Annotated in this window: 16 protein-coding genes; 7 read left to right on the top strand and 9 right to left on the bottom strand. The window is 68.7% G+C overall.

Annotated elements, in window-relative coordinates:
• Nucleotides 1-111: 111 nt before the first annotated feature.
• Nucleotides 112-1,998, top strand: a complete 1,887-nt coding sequence (locus tag I5071_RS43025; protein WP_236519221.1) for a PQQ-binding-like beta-propeller repeat protein — start codon at nucleotides 112-114, stop codon at nucleotides 1,996-1,998.
• 30 nt (nucleotides 1,999-2,028) lie between these two features.
• Here the strand turns inward: I5071_RS43025 and I5071_RS43020 are convergent, their stop codons facing one another.
• On the bottom strand, nucleotides 2,029-2,979 hold the full coding sequence (locus tag I5071_RS43020) for a helix-turn-helix transcriptional regulator (RefSeq protein ID WP_236519220.1): 951 nt from the start codon (nucleotides 2,977-2,979) through the stop codon (nucleotides 2,029-2,031).
• A 78-nt stretch (nucleotides 2,980-3,057) separates the two neighbouring features.
• Between I5071_RS43020 and I5071_RS43015 the strand changes: the two genes are divergently transcribed.
• The 3 genes from I5071_RS43015 to I5071_RS43005 all read left to right on the top strand — a co-directional run bounded on the left by I5071_RS43015 (nucleotide 3,058) and on the right by I5071_RS43005 (nucleotide 8,038).
• The gene (locus I5071_RS43015; RefSeq protein ID WP_236519219.1) at nucleotides 3,058-4,200 is read left to right on the top strand and encodes an epoxide hydrolase family protein; all 1,143 of its coding nucleotides are present in this window, start codon (nucleotides 3,058-3,060) and stop codon (nucleotides 4,198-4,200) included.
• A gap of 107 nt (nucleotides 4,201-4,307) precedes the next feature.
• Complete coding sequence (locus I5071_RS43010) at nucleotides 4,308-5,954, top strand: DUF3427 domain-containing protein (protein WP_236519218.1); 1,647 nt, start codon at nucleotides 4,308-4,310, stop codon at nucleotides 5,952-5,954.
• A gap of 131 nt (nucleotides 5,955-6,085) precedes the next feature.
• Nucleotides 6,086-8,038 (top strand): helix-turn-helix domain-containing protein, encoded by a 1,953-nt coding sequence (locus tag I5071_RS43005; RefSeq protein WP_236519217.1) that lies wholly within the window; start codon nucleotides 6,086-6,088, stop codon nucleotides 8,036-8,038.
• A gap of 283 nt (nucleotides 8,039-8,321) precedes the next feature.
• On the opposite strand, the gene I5071_RS43000 is transcribed toward I5071_RS43005, so the two are convergent.
• The 5 genes from I5071_RS43000 to I5071_RS42980 form a co-directional block, all read right to left on the bottom strand.
• Nucleotides 8,322-9,158, bottom strand: a complete 837-nt coding sequence (locus tag I5071_RS43000) for a DUF4417 domain-containing protein (protein ID WP_236519216.1) — start codon at nucleotides 9,156-9,158, stop codon at nucleotides 8,322-8,324.
• A gap of 304 nt (nucleotides 9,159-9,462) precedes the next feature.
• Nucleotides 9,463-9,798: a hypothetical protein gene (locus I5071_RS42995; protein WP_236519215.1), complete on the bottom strand. Its 336-nt coding sequence runs from the start codon at nucleotides 9,796-9,798 to the stop codon at nucleotides 9,463-9,465.
• A 52-nt stretch (nucleotides 9,799-9,850) separates the two neighbouring features.
• Nucleotides 9,851-10,471, bottom strand: coding sequence for a hypothetical protein (locus I5071_RS42990; RefSeq protein WP_236519214.1), 621 nt, complete (start codon nucleotides 10,469-10,471; stop codon nucleotides 9,851-9,853).
• 46 nt (nucleotides 10,472-10,517) lie between these two features.
• Nucleotides 10,518-11,318, bottom strand: coding sequence for an ATP-binding protein (locus tag I5071_RS42985; RefSeq protein WP_236519213.1), 801 nt, complete (start codon nucleotides 11,316-11,318; stop codon nucleotides 10,518-10,520).
• A gap of 652 nt (nucleotides 11,319-11,970) precedes the next feature.
• Nucleotides 11,971-12,591, bottom strand: coding sequence for a hypothetical protein (locus I5071_RS42980; RefSeq protein ID WP_236519212.1), 621 nt, complete (start codon nucleotides 12,589-12,591; stop codon nucleotides 11,971-11,973).
• A gap of 216 nt (nucleotides 12,592-12,807) precedes the next feature.
• On the opposite strand from I5071_RS42980, the gene I5071_RS42975 reads away from it, so the two are divergent.
• The 3 genes from I5071_RS42975 (at nucleotide 12,808) to I5071_RS42965 (ending at nucleotide 15,555) form a co-directional block, all read left to right on the top strand.
• Complete coding sequence (locus I5071_RS42975) at nucleotides 12,808-13,083, top strand: hypothetical protein (protein ID WP_236519211.1); 276 nt, start codon at nucleotides 12,808-12,810, stop codon at nucleotides 13,081-13,083.
• 54 nt (nucleotides 13,084-13,137) lie between these two features.
• The gene (locus I5071_RS42970; protein ID WP_236519210.1) at nucleotides 13,138-13,992 is read left to right on the top strand and encodes a hypothetical protein; all 855 of its coding nucleotides are present in this window, start codon (nucleotides 13,138-13,140) and stop codon (nucleotides 13,990-13,992) included.
• Nucleotides 13,993-14,151: 159 nt separating this feature from the next.
• Nucleotides 14,152-15,555: an ATP-binding protein gene (locus tag I5071_RS42965; RefSeq protein ID WP_236519209.1), complete on the top strand. Its 1,404-nt coding sequence runs from the start codon at nucleotides 14,152-14,154 to the stop codon at nucleotides 15,553-15,555.
• 17 nt (nucleotides 15,556-15,572) lie between these two features.
• Here I5071_RS42965 and I5071_RS42960 read toward each other — a convergent pair whose 3' ends face one another.
• The 3 genes from I5071_RS42960 to I5071_RS42950 all read right to left on the bottom strand — a co-directional run bounded on the left by I5071_RS42960 (nucleotide 15,573) and on the right by I5071_RS42950 (nucleotide 17,126).
• The gene (locus I5071_RS42960; protein ID WP_236519208.1) at nucleotides 15,573-16,049 is read right to left on the bottom strand and encodes a nucleotidyl transferase AbiEii/AbiGii toxin family protein; all 477 of its coding nucleotides are present in this window, start codon (nucleotides 16,047-16,049) and stop codon (nucleotides 15,573-15,575) included.
• On the bottom strand, nucleotides 16,021-16,287 hold the full coding sequence (locus I5071_RS42955) for a hypothetical protein (RefSeq protein WP_236519207.1): 267 nt from the start codon (nucleotides 16,285-16,287) through the stop codon (nucleotides 16,021-16,023). The genes I5071_RS42960 and I5071_RS42955 overlap by 29 nt, the downstream gene beginning before the upstream one ends.
• Nucleotides 16,288-16,400: 113 nt before the next feature.
• Nucleotides 16,401-17,126: an energy transducer TonB gene (locus I5071_RS42950; RefSeq protein WP_236519206.1), complete on the bottom strand. Its 726-nt coding sequence runs from the start codon at nucleotides 17,124-17,126 to the stop codon at nucleotides 16,401-16,403.
• Nucleotides 17,127-17,206: the final 80 nt, after the last annotated feature.

Here is a 17,206-nt window from a genome sequence, read left to right as displayed (position 1 = left end):
GCCGCTGCGCCGCTCGATGCCGCGTCACCGAGCGATGCTCCGGCGAGCGCCCCCGATCTCGTCGTCGCATTTCCGCCGCCGCGCTCGCTGACCGCGGAGGCGAGCATCCGCGTGATCGGGAGCGCGGGTGCAGGCGTCGTCTCGGTGCGCGCCAACGGCGTGCTCGCCGAGACGGACGACGCGTTCGCGTCGTGGAGCGCCGCGCTCGCCCTGGTCGAGGGCGAGAACGAGATCGAGATCGTCGCCGAGGGACCGGGCGAGGCTCGCACCGTGCGACGGCTGCGAATCGAGCGGCGGCCGACGTCGCTCTTCGAGCTCGGAGATCTCGCGAGCGCCGCGGGCAGTCACGAGCTCTTCGCGGTCGCCGCCGACCTGCTGGTGGCGATCGATCCGGCGACCGGGACGCGCCGGATCGTGGCGCGCTGGGATCGCGACGACGCGTACCTCCACGGGCTCGCGTCGGACGGAACGTCGCTCTACTCGGTCGACGACGCGCACGGCGAAGTGGTCGCGCTCGATCCCGCCACCGGAGCACGGCGCGTGGTGTCGGCGACCGGCGCGCGCTTGTGGTCGACGCGGGGCCTGGCGTGCGACCCCGAGCGTGGACGGCTCCTCGTGACCGACTACGCGCGGCAACAGGTGATCGCGGTCTCGCTCGCCGACGGTGCCCGCAGCGTGCTCGCGAGCGTCGGCGCAGCGTCGGCGATCGAGGTCGTGCCGGGCCAGCGCGACGCGCTGGTCGCCGGCGGCGCGGCGATCTCCACGCTCGATCTCGAGACCGGCGCGGTCACGCTGCTCAGCGACGCGACGCACGGTGAAGGACCGGCGCTCGGCTACGTGCACGACTTCCTCCAGCTCCCCGGCGCGAGCCACGCGCTCGTGCTCACGGGACGCCGGCTCGTGCGCGTGGAGACGAGCGGTGCGCGCCGCGGCGATCGCACGACGATCTCGGACGTCGAGCGCGGCGCGGGGCCATCGCTGGGATATGCGACGGCGATGCGCGCGGACCCCGCTCGCCCGGGCGTGGTCTGGGTGCTCGACGTCGATCTCGACGCGATCGTGGAGATCGACGTCGCGAGCGGAGACCGGCGCATCGTGTCGCGTGAGGGCTTCGGCGAGGGCCCGGCGCTCGGCACGGCGAGTGGGGACCTGGTGATCGCCCAGGCACGCGCGTTCATGACCAGCGGCCATCGGGTGGTCTCGATCGATCTCGAGACCGGCGACCGCGACGAGATCGTCCTCTTCGACGAAGCCGCGCTCTACCCGTCGCTCTTCGGCGGGCTGCACGTCGAGGACGAGGGAGACCGCGCGTGGGCGACGGCGATGCGGGCCGATGGCGTGGGCGCGCTCCTCGAGATCGACCTCTCGACCGGCGTGTTCCACGTGGTGTCCGACGGCGAGTCTCCGCGACAGGGCGAGCCGCTCGCGCGCACCTGGGCGATGGCCCTCGATGAAGCGCGGCGCCGAGCGCTGATCGTCGACGGCGATGCGCTGATCGCGGCGCACACGAGCACCGGTGAGCGCAGCGTCGTCTCGAGCGGCGAGCGCGGCAGGGGGCCGCTTGTCGCGTGGGCCGACGACGTCGAGCTCGCGCGCGACGGATCGCGGGCCTGGCTCGCCGCGCCGGTCGAGGAGGTGGTGCTCGAGATCGACGTCGAGAGCGGCGATCGCCGCGTGGTCTCGGGACCCGAGGTCGGCGAGGGGCCCCCGCTGATGTACCCGACCGGCGTGATCGCAGACGCGGTGACGGGCGCGCTCTGGGTCGTCGTGCCGACGTCGCTGGGCGACGCGTACGGGCTCTACCGCGTCGACCTCGCGTCGGGCGCACGCACCCACGTCTCGGGCGCCGCGCACGGCGCAGGGCCGAGCGACTACGGCGCCACCGACATCGCGCACGACGGCGTGCCGGGGCGCGTGTACGTGACCACGCCGTACGCGCTGAACGCGCTGCTCGCGATCGACACGACCTACGGCCAGCGCGTGATCGTGTCGAAGTAGCGAGCGCGCGCCGACGGCCTGCTCGCGCGCTCAGCGCGCCCGCGCTCCGCGCACCAACCGCTGACCGATCTCGCGGATTCGCGGCGCGAGATCGCGCGGCTCGAGAAGCTCGAAGTCGACCCCCGCGAGCACGATCTGCGAGACGATCGCCTCGACGGTGTCGCCGCCGACGGTGAAGACGCAGCGCTCGTCGTCGAGCGGCTCGAGCACGCCCACCCACGACGGGACGACCTTCGCCATCTCGGCGGCGCTGCCTCGCAGGACCAGCCGCACCCGGCTGCGATACGGCGCCGCCGCGATCGATCGCGAGACGTAGGTCGCGACGTCCTCGGGTGGCTCGCGCGGCACGAACCGCGGTCCGACGCGCAGGCCTCGATGCGCGATGCGATCGACGCGGAACGTGCGCCAGTCCTCGCGATCGACGTCCCACGCGACGAGGTACCAGACGCGTCCGGTGTGCGCGAGACGCAGCGGCTCGACGGTGCGCGCCTTCGCATGCCCGCGACTGTCTTCGTAGGTGAAGAGGAGCTGCTCGGTGTCGCGGCACGCGGTCGCGATCGTCGCGAGGAGCGCAGGGTCGACGCGCGGCCCGCCGGTCATCGCGATCGTCATCGAGTGCAGCGCGCGGGTGCGGCGGCGCAGGCGCGCGGGCAAGAGCTGATCGAGCTTCACGAGGACCGCGAGCGCAGTGTCCTGGAGGTGCGGGATGCTCGCGGCGACGGTGCCGAGCGCGACCGCGATCGTGACCGCCTCGTCGTCGTCGAGACGCAGCGGCGGGAGCGTGGTGCCCGCGCCGAGGCGATATCCGCCGCCGACGCCGGAGGACGCGTGGATCTCGTAGCCCAGCTCGCGCAGGCGCTCGACGTCGCGGCGCAGCGTGCGGACCTCGACCGCGAGCCTCTCCGAGAGGTCGGCGCCCGACCAGTCGCGACGCGACTGCAGGAGCGTGAGGAGGCGGAGGAGGCGCGCGCTCGTCTTCATCGTGCTCCGACTATCGCGGACACATCCTGTCCGCAATGCCGACTACGTTCACCACGAGCGATGCAAGGAGACGATGCGATGACGAAGAGCGAATCGAGCACGATGGTGGACGAAGAGATCCGACCGTTCCGGATCGCGATCCCCGACGAGGACCTCGCGGATCTGCGGGCGCGCCTCGGGCGCACACGGTGGCCTTCGGAGCTGCCCGGCATGGGCTGGTCGCGCGGGGTGCCGGGGGACTACCTGCGCGAGCTCGTGGAGCACTGGCGCACCACCTACGACTGGCGCGCGCACGAGGCCGCGCTCAACGCGTTCCCGCAGTTCGTCACGCGCATCGACGGCGAGCGCGTGCACTTCCTCCACGTGCGATCACCCGCGCCAGACGCGACGCCGCTGCTCCTGCTGCACGGCTGGCCGGGCTCGATCGCGGAGCTGACGCAGCTGATCCGCCCGCTGACGGAAGGCTCGCCGGCGTTCCACGTGATCGTGCCGTCGCTGCCGGGCTTCGGCTTCTCGGGACCGATGCGCGAGGCGGGATGGAACGTGACGCGGATGGCGCACGCGATGATCGTGCTGATGCGGCGCCTCGGCTACGAGCGCTACGCGGTCCACGGCGGCGACACCGGCGCGATGATCGCGCGCGAGATGGGCGTGCACGACGCAGCGCACGTGTCTGCGGTGCACGTGCTGCAGATCTTCTCGTTCGGCGGGCCCGAGAGCGAGCCCCAGGACGAGCACGAGGCGCGCAGCCGTGACGCGCGCACGCGCTACGAGAACGAGCTCTCGGCCTATATGTACGTGCAGTCGCAGACGCCGCAGACGCTCGCGTACGCGCTCGCCGACTCGCCCGTCGGGCAGCTCGCGTGGATCGTCGACGTGTTCAAGAAGTGGACGGACTGCGAGGCGCGTCCGGAGGAAGCGGTCGATCGCGATCAGATGCTGACGAACGCGACGATCTACTGGCTGACGAACACTGCGGGATCGTCGTCGCAGGTGTACGCGGAGGCCTCGGCGGCGTGGGGTGAGCCTGCGCGCTGCGAGGTGCCGATGGGTGTGGCGGTGTTCCCGCGCGACGCGTTCCTCACGGTGCGTCGCGTCGCCGAGGAGATGAACCACGTCGTGCACTTCACGGTGCTCGAGCGCGGCGGGCACTTCGCGGCGATGGAGCAGCCAAAGGCGCTGGTGCGCGAGCTGCGCGCGTTCCTCGCGGGGAGGACCTGACGGACGCGCGGAGCGAGTAGGACCGCGGGGGCGGCGCGGACAGCGACAGCGGACGAGCCCAGCGTCCCTGTACACGCTCTTCGCGATTCGCTACGGTCTCTTCTCGAGTGACAGCTCGGCGTCCACTCGTCCCCGGCGTCTACGACGCGCCCGTCACGGCCGCGCTGCAGGGCTCGCTGTCCTCGCTGCCGCCCGACCTCCACGAGACCGAGCCGCTCGACCCAGCCGACTCCCCACGCACCCTCGCGCGGTTGATCCACGGGCGGCTCGTCCACGCGCTCGCGGCGTTCTCCTCCTCGCGCGACGACGCGCTGACCCGCCAGCTCGAGCTGACGAACCGCGTGCTCGCGGTGCTCGAGGACGTGCCGGGCTCGGGCGCGAGCGCCGACGATCACGTCGTCCCGCCCGGCGCGCGCCTCCTCGCGGTGCGCGACCCCGCGGCGACCGCGCGGCCCGAGATCCCGCTCGCCACCAGCGACCTCTTGGTCAACGGCCGCCACGACGTCTCGCTGGGCCCCGAGGTGAACCGCGAGCTCGCGTCGACGGACCGCCTCGACTTGCTCTGCCCGTTCCTCAAGTCGCGCAAGGACTGCCTCACCGTCCTCGACTTCATCGGCGGCGCGCACCGCCGCTTCCGGTTCGACCTGCGCTACCGCGCGATCGTCGGCGGCACCCGCCGGAGCGTGAAGAGCGAGATCGAGCGCGGCTTCCCCTCGCTGCCCAGCGGCTGCGTCATCCAGCTCGATCGCGTCTCGCAGCAGGCGGTGCTGGAGAACGTCGAGCACGCGCTCGGCCTCGGCAAGCGCGCGCTCGTCGAGGATCTGCGCGAGCTCGGCGACGTCGACCTCGCGACCTTCCTGCGCGAGACCGGCGCCGAGCTGGAGGACGTGTACGCGGGAGGCACGCCGGCCTGGACGTTCACCCGCATGCGTCGCGAGGCTGGCTTCGAGAAGGCCGAGCTCGAGAGCGCCGAGGACCAGCAAGTCTCGCGTGCGCTGTCGCGTTTGCTGCACGTCGACGACACCGAGCGCCTGAATGGCCTCTTGAGCCTGGTGTCGCGGAGCGCTCCTCCCGCGCCCGATGCGGGCGACGCGATGCAGCGCTGGCTCTTCGTCCTGCTCGGCTGGGTGCGGCATTCGTACGCCGGGATGGACCAGGCGTGGGCGCACCTCTGGTCCCGCCCCGCGCTACGCCGCGAGCTCGCGCAGCTCCTCGCGGTCCTCGCGGATCGCTCGCGCTGGCTCGGTGGCCGCCTCGGCGGCGCGCTCGGCGATCTGCCGCTCCTGACCCACGTGACGTACACCCTCGACGAGGTCCTCGCCGGCATCGACGAGCGCAGCGACAAGGGTGGAGTGAAGCGCATCCAGACTGGCGTCTTCCACGTCCCGCGCCGCAGCACCGAGTTGCTCTTCATCACGTTGGAGAAGAGCGAGAAGCACTACACGCCCACCACGCTCTACGACGACTACCCCATCAGCCCGACGCGCTTTCACTGGGAGAGCCAGAGCATCGCCCACGAGGACGCGCCGACCGGCCGCCGCTACATCAGCGCGAGGCCGGGCGCGAAGAACAACGTCCTCCTCTTCGTGCGCCAGCGCAGGACGGGAGATCGCGGCGAGACGATGCCGTACGTGCACTTGGGGCGAGGGTTCTATCGCTCGCATCGGGGTGCGAGACCGATGCAGATCGAGTGGGACCTGGAGACGCCGATGCCTGCGTGGCTGTACCAGGAGACGAAAAGGGCAGCGGGATAGAGCGATCACGTCGAACTCGTAGCGCATCATTCCCTACGACCGAGAGACCGGCGCTCTCTTCAGAGTGAAATCTGGGCGCCCCAAATACAGGCTTCTGCGATCTACCGATACCAAACGAAAGGCCTACTACGATGTCTGTGACACTCCAGGAACTGGGCGAGCAGGTCCAAGCGGCGCGCGAGCAAAAGGGGCTCTCCCAAGACGCCGTCGCCAAAGCAGTGAACCCGCCGACGAACCGGTCCGTTGTTGCGCACCTCGAGCAGGGCCGTCGCCTACCGGCCAGCGAGGTCCTGGCCCAGATCTGTGAAGCCCTGGCGATCCCGAATCGATACTGGAAGAGCTTCCTCAACGACGACTATCAGCGACGTCTTGCCTTCGAGGAGGCACTCATGGAACTGGTGGGGCGTGTCGTAACGCTTCGCGCACACGACGAGCACACCGTATCCGTCGCCGACACGGCGGTGCTTGCGCTGTTCCGCACCGTGCGCACTCCGGACCAAGCATTCGACGCATTTAACTCCGTCCTCGTCTTCTACGACGTGCGGCAGTGCTCCCGTGCGTTCTTCGACCGATATCTTGGGCCTGACGCGATCAGGTCCCCGGCGGAGCTACTCGCCCACGTTCGTGCGTATCAAAAGGACGCGATTAGGCTGTTCAGCACTTTCGAGCAGGCATACGACCAGCTCTCGACCACGCCGACACTCGAACAAGAACTCTCCGCGATCTCGCCGCGAAAGGACGACGCCTACAGAGTCCGAGCTCCGTGGTCGGTTATCGAGACCATCCCGGACGAACGTTTGCCGGACCTCGGCTACATTTCAGCAGAGCGGGCCCGTCAAGAACACGGAGAGCGTACGCTGCTGGCCAGCTTCCTGCGCGAACTGGCCGACGCGCTGGCAGCGGACAAGTCGGCACTCGATCAGTTTAGTGAGAAGCGTCGGCGAAAAATGGATTCGCTGTTGCGCAAGTTCAATTCGAACATTCAACACGGATTTCTGTCGCCTCTTTTCGCCCCTGACCCGGATCAGCTTCGCCGTGAGGCCGACTTCCTTGCGCCGAAGGAAGATTCCGATCTGGCGCGCATGGCTGATACGCAGGCCCGAGCTCAGCGCAACCTGGCTCACTACCTCGCCGCGGACCATCTCGACGTCTACGTTGCAACTTCGATGCGATCCGACGCGGACTTCGTGTCCGTCAACAGTTTCTGCTCCGAATTGTTCAGGAATCCAACGATTGAGTCGCTGAGGCTCAGGCATTTCAACCCGACGCAGTCGTGGATCGAGGATCGCGTCGCCAAGGGTCTCGTTGAAGCGCTCATGTTGAAGCGCTCCTCGATGACGATCTACATGGCCCAGAAGAGCGACACGTTCGGAAAGGACTCCGAAGCCTCAGTAGCTCTGGGTCAGGGCAAGCCCGTGATCGTCTATGTCCCCCGGCTCTTCGTTCCCGACCTCATCGACAGCGAATCGCTCGGTGCCAAGACGCGAGCCGACCTTCAGTCTCTCGTCGCGCGCGAGGGGAATGAAGATGATCGGGAACTCGACGAGACGATGGACGCCCAGTCTCTGCTCGCGCGCCTCATCACCATCCGGCTCATCGGAGCAACGGATGACGTCATCCTCCGTGCGACGCGACAGCACTGGGCAGACTTTGACCTTTACGGGGAAACTGGCCGCATTCCTGAGGACGAGCGCGGCGCCTATCGGGCCTGGCTTGATGCCGTTATTCGCCGTGGGGAGGACGTCGCTCCGGCTCCCGAGGTTCGACGCCACCTGATTGGAATCTTCGTGGCGACGACGGTGATGTTCGAACGCCGGTCCAAGACCTTTCGAGAGCAGCATCCCCTCGCACTCCAGGTCATCCTTAGCACCGGCGTGCTCAACGGGATTCTGGTTGCTCGTTCTGTCGACTCATGCGCGGCCCTGGTGAGAGCACTGTTTCGAAATGAACTGCACTCGGACCTGGAGATCGATGACGACAACTACCGGCTTGTAGAGCGGTCTACCAGATCCACGATGCGCGTCATCTCGCGCCACGGGCTCATTGCGAACGCGTTCACGGCGTTTTACAAGCCGCGTGCTTAGCGCGCAGACCCATCGTAGGTCGTAAGTTCTCGCGCTCGACGAGTAGAGCTTCGGTGAACGACACGATCGCCGTCGCGGCCCCGAGGCACGAGCTTGCAGTGCGCGCTCGATGGGCGAAACGGTGACGCGGTCCCGAACACGCGCAGCGTGCGAGTCGTGCCCAGAACACGACAGCGCTCGCGTCCCGCGACACACGGCCTGTCGCGCCGCCTCCGATCACGCCGACGCCTTTCTCAGCGACGCGGGTGCTGCGAAGTAGAGCGCCGATCAGCTCGTAGCGTCGTCATTCGTCTTCGGTGAGAGATTCGTCAGACGCTTCAACACAGGCCGCCGCAGCATCGTCGATTGCACCGTTTCCGAGTGCAGCGACATACCGACTGTATGCCGCGATGTTGCTCGCGAGCAGATCGTCGATCGGCTCATCGGGCGCAGTCGGACACTTCTCCCAGCGTGCCCCAGCAGCGTCGAAGACGAAGCGCTGTCGGTTCACTGCGTTCATGAACGGCCGCGAATCGATGAACGTCGCGCGAGGGAAGGACGACACCAGACGTCGCGTGTACTGCGTGCCACCAATGACGATGGGTCTGAGCTCTTGCGGCACTCGCGCTTGGATGAACTCCAGACCGTCAATCATGCGCTCGGCACGCACGCGATCGCTGCGCGCGCCGGTCTGGAACTCCTTAGCGACGTAGACCATCTGAGGATGATCTCGAAGCAGCGATACCCAGAATCGCAGATCGGCTTTCGTGAGCGCGTTCAGGTGGAGGACGGACGGCACACCGGCCTTCGACAAGGCCTCAGTGGCGCGCACGATCCTGGCAGTATTGTAGAGGATCTGCGTCCGCGGCATGTCGTCGAAGAACGAGAAGTTGGGAGCGGTCATGCCCCACAGGCCCAGTGCGGCCAAGCGTTCGGGCAGGTTCAATTCCGTCGCGTGTGCCCAATATCGTTCGATTTCGGGATCGCGTGCGACGCTTACGAACAGGACCTGCGCATCGGGACGCAACACCAGTCGCCGGCGCAGGTCGCGGCCATCCCGCGCACGAGGACCGTATTGCCGCCCGGCACCCGACACCAGCTCGAAGGTCGGCACCGCGACGTGCTTCAGCTCCAGGGTCATCTCGCGCCGCGAGCCGTGCCGAATGAACGGGACGTACCGCGGAAGGTCCGACACTGGCCCGACCAGAGGCGCCGCCGGGTACGCGATCGGCAGTCCACCGACCTCGGCCCAACGTCTCGCGAACTGCGCAGGCCGTTTCGGACAGGTGTAGTCGCAGCGTCCACCGGCGGCACGCGCGCACGCGCCTCCGCAATCCACGAAGCATCCGAAGAGCGACGGCTCGTCGAGCCCGCCACAGGGCTCTCGATAGCCGCACGTCGCGCAGAGTCCCGCGGGGGCAGTCGCCGCGTCGAGCGTCGGAAGACTACGCCGGCTCATCGGGATCCCCACACAGTGAGACACTGAACTCGTTGGAGAACGTGCCGATTCGCGTAATTCGCACGGAAATGCACGTCAGCGTTCTCGCGACCGGCCCGATATCGCGCAGCCCGGCGTCAAGCAGTGCGATCGAGCCAGTGTCCAGCTCCCCGAGTTCGGTCGCTCCGTCGAGGATCGTCGCCCCGCCCGGCTTGAGCAGCAGCACGGCGCGTTCTCCGACAGGAACGGAGTCGCGCGGCACCTTCGGATTGCACACTAGCTCGGTCCCGGCGAGCGTCGCGCGCCAGAGGCGCTCCAAGCTCGGGGCGACGAGAGCGATCACCGCGCGGTCCTCTTGCTGGCGGTAGCGAGAAGCACGTAACCGTCGCCACGCCTCACCCATACACCACCTCGCGCGCGATGAGCTCATAGACCATCTGCCGACCGACCTTGCGCCGCGTGGCGAGGCGTAGCCGGCAGAGCTCGTTCAAGCGGTTGTTCCACGCCGTTGCAGCGAGCTTGGAGCCCTGAGCCGCGTGGAGCGCAGCCGCCGATACCGGGCCGTGCATACTCAGCGCAAGAATCGTCTCTCGCACGGACGGCTCCAGCACCCCGTGCACGTGCACGACGCCCAGTTCGGAGTCGCGCGGAAGACGCGCCTCGATCGCGCAAACGCCCTCCGCCTTCGCGAGCACGGCAAACTCCTCGCGAACGTCCTCGGTGAGATTCGTGAGAACCGGGTAGACGTCGACCGTCGGCGGCTCGCCCTCGATCGCGACCGACGCCTGCGCCTGCATCCAACGCTCGCCAGCGCGCACAACGGAAAGCCAGAAGACCTTCAAGTAGCTGGCGGTCGCGGACCTCACCGGCGCGAAATCCAGCACCAGCAAGCGCGGATCCCGCGACTCGGCACGAAGAACGTCATCGATCACACGCCGATGGAGGAGGCCCACCGATGCCCCCGCCACGTCGGCCGGCGCTCTGGCGACCGGAACCGTCACGCGCGCGAACTTCATACTTCAGAATGAAGCATGAGGTTGCGCGACGGTCAAGACGAGTCGTTCAACAGCGACAAACCACGCTGAGCTGGAAGCCATCCATCATCGGCGAGGCCGAGCGCGCTGCAATTCGGTCTGCACCACGGCCGTCGAGAGTGAGCGCGGCGTCGCCCGTACGAAAGCGCAGAACCGCGTTGAGGTCGGCCAGGGCGATGTGGAGGTCGTTGAAGCCACCTCCGGCGGCGTGCGCCCGGCGCGTCGCACCACCACGCACGGCAGCATCCAGAGCATCGACGTGGTTGATCAGACGTCGGTGCTCCGGTCGCTCGTGCAGCGAAGCTCGAATGCCCCTCCCGGTGTCAGCAACGGCGAACTCGAACTCCGTCGAGGAAACGCGGAACCCAACGAGAGAACGAGTCGGACTCCCGTCTGACGACGCGTGCGAGATGATGTTGTCAGCCATCTCCGCGTACGCGCCGCCCACTGCTCGCGCAGTCCTTGCGGGCAGTCCGGCGAGATGAACGAGTGAACGGTGAAAACGCTCGCGATGCTCGGTCCACAGATGGTCGTCCATGTCGCGCCCGTCACGAGGCGCCGGGCGGATCTCAGACGTCGGCACGCCGAAGGGATCCGGCACAGGCGACGCGTGTCCGGCGAGCGCACGCACGGACGAGCGCAGAACCCCCGATGCGATCGACCATCGCGTCACAGCATCGCGCAGCGCGGCGTCTCCCGCTTCGCACGCGCATGCGAGTTCGAAGGCGGCGCCCAGCGCGACGTCGCCGAACACCTCCGGAAGAGCGCGGCCGCGCGCGATCGCTCGTCGAAGGTCGTCGATCAGTGACCAATCAAGCACGACGCTCACGGCAGGATCATCGTCGATCAGGGAGGCAGGGGTGTGCAAGTTGCGGGCGCTCGTGTGCAAGCGGAGTCGTGGGTAACCGTTTCGTCCACGAGCATCGGTATCCCGATGCACTCCTCGGCGAGCACAACGCCGAGACCGACCTTCCCGTAGTCCATGCAGAGGCCGCCGCTCTTGCGAGGGCGGCGAACTTCGAAGTCGTCCGGGTACTCCGGGTCGACGTCGTGTCCGGCAAGCGACGCGCACTCGGCTGATAACCGAGGCCAGCGTTCGCTGCGCCAACGCACCTCGTTGAGCTCGAGACGGAACGCATCAAGTGGACCCTTCTGCTCTCCCCACTCGGGGCGCGGCGGCGACGCGACACCGGCCGTCAGCGTCCGGTGCATCCGCTCGTGCCGATCGTTCTGCTCGGGTGACCCCGCTCGATTCGCTCCGGAGTGATCCCCGACTTGATCCACCACACGCTGAGCCGAGGGAGCTCCGATTGCCGTCGACCGAACGGCGTCCCCTTGTCACTCGGCATCGGCAGCGGCACCCCGCGGGATATGCCTCGGCAGGCGGGGACAGAGGCTTGTTGGTCCGCTATGCATGCGCGGTCCGTCGGTCGTGGGCGCGTCCGGTTCGCCTGCTGATCGACAGACTGGCTTTGCGTCGGTCACACGCGGTCCCAGGCGTACGCGACGAATCGGCATGCTGCACGAGCGCGATCCACGAGACTGCTCGTGGTTCCGCTCGGCTTGTGGAACTTCTTGGATCTGACGTCGTACACGAGGCAGTACTCAGGAACCACGTTCGGTGTCTGTCTCTCGACGCTCTCGTAGTGATACAGGAGAGCAGCCATCGTCGGGCCAACACCTCGCGGCAGCGGCTCCTTGTTGACGTGGAACTTGAGAACCCCGACGCCTTTCGGACCTGACAGGATGAGGTCAGGCACCATCGAGATCTCGACGTCTTCCAGGTACCACTTCGCGCTCGATTGGGGGACGCGCGCAGCCGTGACGCCCTTCGGTAGCCGTATGGGATCTGCCTTCACGATGTCCACAACCTCGCGCTCGTGAGCTTCGAGCGTGCCACCAGTCTTGCCATCGCCGACGACGATCCCGATGAGCCACTGAATGCCATCCTTGTAGTTGATGACCTTCGCAGTCGGCGGGTACTTGCATGTTTTGACGATGCTCTCGTGAGCATCGAGCGTGTGCGGAACGAGCAGCTTTGCGAGCGCACTGAACGTGATTCGAGGTTCGGAGCGAGTAGTCTGTACGTACGGTTTGTTCATGACCGAAAATTGCAGCCTTCACAGACTCGCGACCATCACCTGCATGGGTGTCCGTAGTCGCGGGCTCAAGGACGGCAGGACACGAAAGGCCCCACCAACTGTCACCCATGTAGCCGGGTCGAACCGACCGGTGCTGCGCCCGGAGACGGTCGGGTCGATCCGATAGGTCCGACCCTTCCCGATCGATTTCAGAATCGCCGCCGATAGGTCCGACCCATGCCCGATCGTCTTCAAATCGCCGGCGATAGGTCCGACCCATGCCCGATCGATTTCAGAATCGCCGGCGATAGGTCCGACCCATGCCTGATCGATTTCGAAATCGTCGCCGATAGGTCCGACCCTTCCCTCCTCGTTTCCAAAATCGCCGCCGATAGGTCGGACCCATCGCCGGTCGATTCTGAAAACGCCGTCGATGGCTCCGGCCCATCCCGCGCCGAGGAAGATCGCGTCGCGTCGATTTTCGACGCAACGCCGGAACCACAGCTCCGATGAGGGGGGCACTCGCGAACGAAACGCGGGCCGAACCAGGAAGGAGTGTGTGTCCCCATGCCCGAGATCATCCACGAGCAGCCCGTCATGCCCGACGGTCCCACGCTGATCGCCGCGCTCGAGGCCAAGCGCGAGATCTTGATCAACATGCCGGCCTCCGAGGTGCTCCACTCGGCGCGCCTCGACGCGCGCACGGCGGCCGGCGTCGTCGGCGGCAGCCTGCCGCGCATCGCCCGTCACCGCGTCGCGCTGATCGCGGAGTTCGGCGAGCGCGCCCGCACGCTGCTCGACGACCTGCCGACCGTCGTCTACGCGACGTACCAGGTCGCGTACGACGTCCAGGCGACGGAAGACGACAGCGACATGCGCGAGCTGCACCGCGGGGTGCTCGAGGAGCACCAGCTCCTCGTCGGCGACCTCGACGCCCTCGCCAACCGCAAGATCATCGACCGCGCGCGCATCGACGCGGGGCGCTCGACGCAGGGCTACCGGACGACCGTCGACAGCACGTTCGTCCTCCTCAGCCTGACCCGCTCGCTCTGGCCGACCATCGAGGGCCGGACGCTGCTGACCCAGGTCGACCTCGAGCGCATCCAGGCGAAGGCGCAGGCCATGCTCGACCGCCTGAACCAGCGCGAGCAGGGCGCGACCCGCATGCCCGCGCGCGAGCTGCGCGACCGCGCGCTCACGCTGCTCGTCCGCACCTACGACGAGATCCGCCGGATGCTCACGTTCGTGCGCTGGCCGCAGGGCGACGCCGACGAGATCGCGCCCTCGCTCTACGCGCGTCGTGGACGGAGGCAGAGCGGCACCGACACCGACGGGCCCGACGAGGATGTCGAGCCGACGCCGGCGCCCACGCCGATCGTCGTCGAGGGCCCGAACAACGGCGGGGGGCCCTTCGCCCCGTGATCGCGGCGCGGGAAAGCCGTTCACGTCGCCGTCGCCGTCCACGCCCACGACCACGCTCGCATCGACGCGCGCGAACCGGCTTCACGTCGGCACGCCGCGTCGTCGACGTGGGCTTTGACTCCCCCTCTCCTCTCCTTCGCATCGCTTACGGAGGCGATCGTGGCTCCTCGACTCCACCTCGGTCAGCGCCGGTCCATCGACGGACGCAACGACCTCGGCCCGTTTCACCTGCCCACCCATCACCTGCTGACGCACGCGGTCGTCGTCGGGATGACCGGCAGCGGCAAGACCGGCCTCGTCACCGTGATGATCGAGGAGGCGCTGCGCGCCGGGGTGCCGGTGCTGGTGATCGACGTGAAAGGCGACCTGCCGAACCTGAAGCTCGCGTTCCCGTCGCTCGACGCAGCGCGCATGGGGCCGTGGGTGGAGCCCGAGCCGGACGACGACGACGGCATCGCCGACGCGCACGTGGTCGAGGCGGCGCTCGCGAAGCACGCCGAGGGGTTGCGCCAGTGGTCGATCGGCGAGGCCGAGCTCGCAGCGCACGCGGCGAGCACGATGGTGCGGGTCGTGACGCCGGGCTCCGACGCCGGTGAGCCGCTGCATCTGCTCTCGGCGCTCGAGCGCCGCTCGGACGCCTGGGCGCACGACGCCGCCGCGATGCGCGCGCGCCTGAGCGCGGCGATCTCGCTGGTGCTGCGCCTCACCGGGCGCGACGGCGATCCCGGCAAGAGCCGCGAGCACGCCTTCCTCGCGGTGCTCGCCGAGCAGCGGCTCCGGCGCGGCGAGACCGCGGCGCTCGAGCAGCTGGTGCCCGAGATCCTCGAGCCGCCGCTCGCCGTCGTGGGCGCACTGCCGGTCGAGCAGTTCCTCTCGGCGCGCCTCCGGGCCGAGCTCGCGGCCGACCTCAACACGCTGATCGCGTCGCCGTCGTTCGCGTCGTGGCGGACGGGTCAGGATCTCGACGTCGGTCGGTGGATGGAGAAAGTCGACGGCAAGACCCCGGCGACGGTGGTCAGCGTCGCGCACCTCGACGACGACGAGCGCGCGCTGGTGCTCGGCGTGCTGCTCGAGGAGGTGCTGACGTGGACGCGCAGCCTGCCCGGGAGCAGCCGGCTCAAGGCGCTCGTCGTGTTCGACGAGGTCTACGGGTTCATCCCGCCGCACCCGGCGAGCCCGCCCACCAAGCGGCCGCTCGTCGCGCTGATGAAGCAGGCGCGCGCGTATGGCGTCGGCGTCGTGCTCGCGACGCAGAACCCGATGGACCTCGACTACCGCGCGCTGTCCAACGCCGGCACCTGGATGCTCGGGCGCCTGCAGACCGACGCCGATCGCGCGCGTGTCATGGAGGGCCTCGGCGAGGACAAGAAGAAGAGCGAGCTCGGCGCGCTCGTGAAGAGGCTCGCCCCGCGCTGGTTCGTGGTGCGCGACGCCAAGACGTCGCAGCCCTCGCTCCTCAACCCCCGCTGGGCGATGTCGTACCTGCGCGGGCCGATGACGCAGAGCGAGATCCGCCGCGCGACGCGGAGCGAGCAGGAGGAAGACGGCGAGCTCACCGGATGAGCGCTCGAAGGCTGTCGTCACTCGTGGTCGCCGTGCCGCTCGAGCCACTCGACGTCCGCGAGGTCCTTCGGTCGCGCGGCGGCCCGCTTGTTCGCGAGCAGTGCGCCGCGTCCGATGATCGGAACCTGTCGACCCTCGACGTGGACGACACGAGGGTCGCGGGACGCGTCGTCGAACGACACTCCGTCGATCTCCGTGAGCAGCTCGACGAGGTGCGGCTTGATCCCGACGCGATAGCCGTAGCCGGGCTTCGCGAACAGGCCGGCGGTCACGCCGTGCGCGGCGACCCGCGCGCCGAATGCGACGAGCGCATCGAACACGCGCCGTGCGTTCTCGGCCGTCGGGCGGACGAACACGTCGAGATCGTCCGTGCCGCGCACGTGTCCGTACGCCGCGAGAGCGTAGCCACCGACCAGCACGAACTCTGCACGTGCATCGACGAGCGCGACCAAGAGGTCGCGGAAGTCATCCGGGAGCGCGTCGGCGTTCAGCACGGATATCGAAGACCTCGCCGGGCAACTCGTGACGCGGCACCTCGCGGATGGCTCGGCCGGCGAAGAGCCAGAGCCGGCGCGTCAGCTCCCAGGTGCGCGCGATGCGCGTCTCACTCGAAGTGCCCTCGTGGAGGGCGACGTCGGGCGTGCGAGCAGCGATGACCTCGCCGGCGAGCTCTCTCGCGCGGCGCGCTTCGGCGCGCTTTCGGCGAGCGTCCTCGTCGCGATCCGTCGGCACGACGTGATCGTACCACGCGCATCCGCGGCCCCACACGCGACACGACCCGCGGTCTCGTCGAGAGTGCGGGCCGCGTTCGCGCGCTCTCGCTCTCCTCAGGGCGCGTGCTCGACTCAGGGACCGCCGATGTGGCCGCCGCCGCCGAAGCCGCCACCGCCGAGGCGGAGGGGCGGGCCGATGACGAGCGTCGCGCGGAAGGTCGCGGGCGCGGCGTCGCGGGGCGCGGAGAAGCGCGAGGCGCGCAGCGTGTCGACGACGCAGACCGCGGCGCGGCCCGACGGTCGGATCGCGCGCGCGTCGCTCACCGCGCCGCTCGCGTCGACGGTGACCTGCACGTCGTACGCGATCTCGCGCCCACCGCGACGACACGCGACGAAGGGCTCCAGATCGCGCGGCCGGAGCGGGCCCTGCCACGCCACGCCGGAGCCGCTGCCGCTGCCACCGATGGAGCCGAAACCCACGAGCGGCGCGAGCACCGAGAGCGTCACGCGCACCGTCGCGGGATGACCGTGGGGGAAGCGCGCGCCCGCGAGCGCGCCGCGCACGCACGCCGCCGACGGTCCGTCGTACGTCGCGATGGTGACGCGACCGCGCGCGTCCACGCTGAGCGCGAGCGGATGGGACTCGAGCACCGGGCCCGGGCCGGCGCAGCGCGCGTTCAGCTCGGGCACTGCCCAGCCGAGCGCCCAGCCCACCTCACGCGGCGTGAGGCCCTCCGCGGCGTCGACCACGATGCTGAACACGCGGTGCTGCGCGTGATCGCCCTCGCTCGTCGCCGCCGGCGCGGCGTCCTGCGCGTTCGCCGTCGCGATCGCGCCGAGCGCGAGCGCGCCCAGCAACGCGAGCGGGCCTCGTCGTCGGTCTGGTCATGCCGCGCGCGAGGATAACGCGCGCGATCACGCGGGTACGACGACGCGCC

The sequence above is a fragment of the Sandaracinus amylolyticus genome, from assembly GCF_021631985.1.
Classification (GTDB): Bacteria; Myxococcota_A; Polyangia; order Polyangiales; family Sandaracinaceae; genus Sandaracinus; species Sandaracinus amylolyticus_A.
The sequence above is the reverse complement of the archived record's forward strand: the minus strand, read 5'-3'. Positions and strand labels throughout refer to the sequence as shown.

Coding starts and splice junctions, on each gene's coding strand:
- I5071_RS43020 (WP_236519220.1), bottom strand. CDS start 2,979: ATGAAGACGAGCGCGCGCCTCCTCCGCCTCCTCACGCTCCTGCAGTCG.
- I5071_RS43015 (WP_236519219.1), top strand. CDS start 3,058: ATGACGAAGAGCGAATCGAGCACGATGGTGGACGAAGAGATCCGACCG.
- I5071_RS43005 (WP_236519217.1), top strand. CDS start 6,086: ATGTCTGTGACACTCCAGGAACTGGGCGAGCAGGTCCAAGCGGCGCGC.
- I5071_RS43000 (WP_236519216.1), bottom strand. CDS start 9,158: ATGACCCTGGAGCTGAAGCACGTCGCGGTGCCGACCTTCGAGCTGGTG.
- I5071_RS42990 (WP_236519214.1), bottom strand. CDS start 10,471: ATGAAGTTCGCGCGCGTGACGGTTCCGGTCGCCAGAGCGCCGGCCGAC.
- I5071_RS42980 (WP_236519212.1), bottom strand. CDS start 12,591: ATGAACAAACCGTACGTACAGACTACTCGCTCCGAACCTCGAATCACG.
- I5071_RS42975 (WP_236519211.1), top strand. CDS start 12,808: ATGCCCGATCGTCTTCAAATCGCCGGCGATAGGTCCGACCCATGCCCG.
- I5071_RS42970 (WP_236519210.1), top strand. CDS start 13,138: ATGCCCGAGATCATCCACGAGCAGCCCGTCATGCCCGACGGTCCCACG.